General features: G+C 46.6%; 5 protein-coding genes and 1 rRNA gene. All 6 read left to right on the top strand.

Going from position 1 to position 4,880, the window contains the following annotated elements; genetic code table 11:
* A 5S ribosomal RNA gene (gene rrf / locus ACR2PX_RS05745) occupies nt 1-76 on the top strand; the annotation flags it as partial.
* A 795-nt stretch (nt 77-871) separates the two neighbouring features.
* A complete protein-coding gene (locus ACR2PX_RS05740) occupies nt 872-1,501 on the top strand; it encodes a LysE family translocator (protein WP_433998408.1) in 630 nt (209 codons plus the stop codon).
* A gap of 111 nt (nt 1,502-1,612) precedes the next feature.
* Nucleotides 1,613-2,383, top strand: coding sequence for an SDR family NAD(P)-dependent oxidoreductase (locus ACR2PX_RS05735; RefSeq protein WP_433998407.1), 771 nt, complete (start codon nt 1,613-1,615; stop codon nt 2,381-2,383).
* 72 nt (nt 2,384-2,455) lie between these two features.
* Nucleotides 2,456-2,827: a hypothetical protein gene (locus ACR2PX_RS05730; protein ID WP_433998406.1), complete on the top strand. Its 372-nt coding sequence runs from the start codon at nt 2,456-2,458 to the stop codon at nt 2,825-2,827.
* A gap of 41 nt (nt 2,828-2,868) precedes the next feature.
* Entirely contained in the window at nt 2,869-3,795 is a 927-nt protein-coding gene (locus ACR2PX_RS05725; RefSeq protein ID WP_433998405.1) for a 2-hydroxyacid dehydrogenase, read from the top strand.
* Between the two features lie 51 nt (nt 3,796-3,846).
* Nucleotides 3,847-4,713, top strand: a complete 867-nt coding sequence (gene ylqF, locus ACR2PX_RS05720) for a ribosome biogenesis GTPase YlqF (RefSeq protein WP_433998404.1) — start codon at nt 3,847-3,849, stop codon at nt 4,711-4,713.
* The last annotated feature ends 167 nt before the right edge of the window (nt 4,714-4,880 follow it).

The raw sequence follows: 4,880 nt of genomic DNA, 5'->3' as shown, positions 1-4,880 counted from the left end.
CGAACTCAGTAGTGAAACGATACATCGCCGATGGTAGTGTGGGGTTTCCCCATGTGAGAGTAGGTCATCGCCAGGCATTGAATAGAGAAAAGCCCGATCAGGAAACTGGTCGGGCTTTTTTTATGGGGTGTATTTTTATGGCTCTCCCCGCCTTACAAAGCTACATTCCTATCAACGATGATTGTCGTTCACTCTGTGTTTTCTCGTCTTTGTGGGAACGCATGGCATTAAATCTAAAAAACCCGACCAGTGTCATGATCGGGCTTTTTTATGGATTGAATTTTAATTTAACGTCTCCCTTCGAAATTTCACCCTATTAACGATGATTGTCGTTTACAAGGTATTCCCGAACTCAGTTGTGACTAAGTCATCAGTCATGACCTTAGGCTGCTTTAGCAACTGACGGGGTGAAACGAGCCTTGTTCAGAAGCCCTGCTCCCAGACAGATTAGAACCAATCAGGTCACAACCCGTCATACTGTGGCAACTAGACTCTGCAATTTATCATTTCTTCTGATTAGAAGGATCATGGCAGACCTTGTCTCCGTAATAGTCATTGTTGAAATTACAATGGCTTTGATCTTTTGGTTGCTGAGCTGAAGCTTTGAAACCATCATGTTTTTTTTCTGTTTGTTTGCATACAGTCATAAGATCGCCCTCTCGTTGTATGGAATAAAAGTCTACGGATAAGCGGATGAAACTGGAAATTGGCAATGGCTATTGCAATGATAGAAAGGTTGTATTCAAGCTTTTGTAGTGTGTTGGGCTAACCCAGTAACAATAACTTGGAAGGCCAACCATGCAACATAAAGCTAAAGCGATTTATGCAGAGAGGCTGCGAGTTTTCGTTTAGAAAATAAAAAGGAATATGGATGATGCCGCTCGAGAGCTGGTTGTTGTTTTGCTCGGTTGCCTTGATAGCAACGTTATCCCCGGGACCTGCAATATTGCTGGTTATGACTCAAAGTCTGCAGTACGGTCCTGTAAGACCGCTGTTTGCTATAGCAGGCAATCTGACAGGGTTGTTACTTCTGTCTACCTTGTCTGTTTTGGGGCTGAGTACTCTCATCATGTACTCTGCATTAGCATTTACTGCTGTGAAAATTGTTGGTGCAGCATATTTGGTTTACTTGGGGCTGAATCTCTGGCGAAAAGGACTGTCCATCTCACTATCCGCTACGAAAGTGGAATCTGGCAGGCACTGGCCTCATTTATACGTACAGGGTCTTCTGGTGGCAGTAACCAATCCAAAAGCCCTGGTGTTTACTATGGCTCTTTTTCCTCAATTCATTAACGTCTCGGAGTCACTGCTGCCGCAGTTTACTATTATGGTGACAACACTGATGTTTTTTTCCCTCAGTTGTCTCCTCTTCTACAGTTTACTGGCTCACAGTATCAAAGGTCGTTGTCAGAGTTGGTTGGCCAGTCCGTTCTCGGGAAAAGTGTTCGGCTCTACCTTCATAGGTGCTGGAACTTTATTGGCATTAACAGGCCAACGCTAATCTGGGTTATTTTCAGCAGAGATCGGTTTGATGACTGTTTAAGTCTCGTACTTTAATCCTGCTTTGAGTTAGTCTGTTGGCACAATAACAATTCCAATGAGAGCTGTGGTTATGTCACATCAGAATTTCTTTTCCCTAAAGGAAAAAACCGCCATCATCACTGGTGCAGGAAAAGGCATTGGTAGAGCCATCGCATTGGCTTTTGCAGAGGCAGGAGCTAATGTCGTTTGTGTTGCCAGAACTCAGGCCGATATTGATGCGGTTGCTGAGCAGGCCAGCCGATATGGCGTCAAGTCACTGGCCGTTGTCTGCGATGTGATGGATGAGTCTGCTTTGAATGCTATGGTGATTGAGACTTTAGAGGTCATGGGACAGATTGATATTCTGGTAAACAATGCTGGAGGTGCTCGTCCAGGACCTGCCATGTCCGTATCAGGTAAACAACTGACCCGAGACTTTGAATTCAATGTGACCTCTGCCTTTAATCTCTGTCGTATTGTTGAACCTCACCTGAAGGCCCAGGCAGGAAGTATCATCAGTATCACTTCGGCAGCGGCAAGATACAGTCAGAAGAATTTCAGTAGTTATGGAACAGCAAAAGCAGCATTAAACCACCTCACTCACCTGCTTGCAGCAGAGTTTGCACCAGCCATCAGAGTGAATGCTATTTCTCCCGGAGCCATCATGACGGAGGCTCTGGAACAGTTTCTTGATGAAGCCTCTGCGCAGGCAATTATTGAGAGGACGCCTATGAAGGCTATGGGTAAGCCGGAAGACATTGCTCATGCAGCAGTGTTCCTGGCATCGCCTGCTGCCCGATGGATTACCGGCAAAACGCTTGAAGTGGACGGAGGGGCTGAGTCGACGGCCTGGCCTTTTTAAGCATCTGTTAAAGATGCTTTCGATCTGAATAATAAATCTTTATTCTTCTCCAGATAGCTGTAGGAGAAGACTATGAGACCCGCTTTATATGTCCTGTTGATGACTCTATTAACGGGGTGTGCCTCTTTGCAGGGACATAACAGTCAGTATCCACTTCAGGTTTATACTCAATCTTCTCCCTCCGGGTATATCAAAGTCGGGGCCTATATTTCTGACTCAGAGGCTGTGACGTCAGCTCAGGTTCGTGTAGAGACTGACTCGAATCGACTGATTGCTGAGAAAAGTCTTGAAGACGGTGAAGCTCGGTTTCTTTACCCTGTTGGAGAAAATCGTGTGACCATTCTGGTGCAGGATCCTGAGGGCAAAAAAGGCCGCAATATCCTCACCTATGGTCAGGCTTTTCCTGGTCGTGATTCGGGGCGCTATTTCCGAGTCTCCCAGTAAATATTTTTGATAATCCATGATCTATTAAGGAGTTCAGATAGATGAAAATCCTTGTGTATAACAGGAAGAATAGTGAAGTCTGGACTTCAGCCGTCAGGAAAGCTTTTCCTGATGCCGACGTACGTCACTGGGTTGAAGAAGAATGTCATGACTGGCTGGCTGATTATGCGGTCATTTGGCAACCACCGGCTTCTTTTTTTCTGCAACAGACTCAATTGAAAGCAGTCTTTAACCAGGGGGTGGGTGTTGATAGCCTGGTGAATCTTGGCAGCCTCCCTGTTGATCTTCCTGTCTTTAAATTACGGGGAGTGGGTATGGAAGAATACATGTCGGACTATGTGACTTATGGCCTTCTGCATTTTTATCGAGATTTCGATCTCTATCGGCAACAGCAGTCCGATGTGCTCTGGCAGCAACATAACATTGACCAAAAGTCAGACTGGACAGTCGGGATTTTGGGCATGGGAGTTATTGGGAAAGCCGTAGCAAAGGCAGTCAGTGCCTTGGGATTCCCGGTGATTGGCTGGAGTCGAACGGAAAAGCAAATTGAGGGTGTGGAGTCTGTATCGGGTGATGAAGGGTTGGAGCATCTTTTGAAGCATTCCCGAGTTCTGGTCAGTCTTTTACCCTCAACACCTGCCACCCGGAAGCTTTTAAATCAGAAAACCCTGGAAAAATTACCCAGAGACAGTGTGCTGATTAATGGAGGACGGGGTGATGTGATTGATATGGAGGCTTTACAGCAAGTTCTGGAGTCAGGTCATATGAGAGGCGCCATGCTGGATGTATTTGAAGTTGAGCCACTGGACAAGAATCATCCTCTTTGGAAGAACAGCAGAGTCATTATTACGCCTCACATTGCAGCCCCGACTCCGATTGAACAAGCCTTGGAACAGATAGTAGCTGATGTTGCTGGTATAGAGCAGGGAGAAATGCCGCCAGCGATAGATAAAAGCCTGGGTTACTAGATTGTTCCGGAGCGTATAGAATACCGGCCTTCAGCACACAGAGGTTTTGTTATGGCAATTAACTGGTTTCCCGGGCATATGCACAAGGCTCGAAAGGAGATCAAGAAAGTGGTTCCGGAAGTCGATCTGATTATCGAGGTTCTGGATGCCCGTCTTCCTTTCAGCAGTGGAAACCCTCTGGTGCCTTCCCTGCGTGGTACAACGCCCTACATAAAGGTGTTGAACAAGAGTGATCTGGCTGATCCTGCTGTCACAGAGTTGTGGATCAGGGAGATGGAAAAGGAAGAAGGTGTCAAAGCCATTGCCCTGACCCAGAGCCAGCCTGAAAAAGTACGTGGTGTACTGAAGCTTGCGGAAAGCATGGTAGAGCGCAAGCTCGACATATCAGGCATGAAGGCCATGATTCTGGGGATTCCCAATGTGGGTAAGTCCACCATGATCAATACTCTGGCCAACCGCATTATTGCCAAGACCGGTAATGTACCCGCTGTGACTAAACAGCAGCAGCGGATCAAGTTGCCAAACGGTATGATCCTTCTGGACACGCCAGGATTCCTCTGGCCCAAGCTCGAACCGGAAGCTTGCGGTTATCGTCTGGGCATTTCAGGAGCGATCAAGGATGCGGTACTGGAATATGAAGACATTGCTTTATTTGCTGCCGAGTATTTTCTGAAGGCCTATCCCCAAGCGCTTAAAGCGCGTTTCCAGATTGAAGAGTTGCCCGCAACCGATATTGAACTGATGGACGCAATTGCTGCTCGCAGAAATTGTATGCGCAGAGGGGGAATTGCTGACCTTCACAAGGTATCTGAAATACTGCTTAACGAGTTTCGAAGTGGTGGTTTGGGGAGGATCAGTCTTGAAACACCAGAGATGATCGAGCAAGAAAGATCTGAGCCGAGTCCGGAAGATTCATAAAGTCGCTTTGATCAGGGCGAAAGCCACGAAGAATTTGAAATTTCCGGGCTAGGAGTCTGTCGGACTTAGCCGACCGTAGCGAGAAAAAGTCCGGTTTGAGACAGTTTTTATGATTATTTGAGGCGAATAGCGAGCTATTCAACGAAAAGAATCATAGAAAATGGCCA

It is taken from the genome of Endozoicomonas sp. (assembly GCF_051008435.1).
Lineage (GTDB): Bacteria > Pseudomonadota > Gammaproteobacteria > Pseudomonadales > Endozoicomonadaceae > Endozoicomonas_A.
Note: the sequence above shows the minus strand (reverse complement) of the source record. Positions and strands in the feature narration are given on the sequence as shown.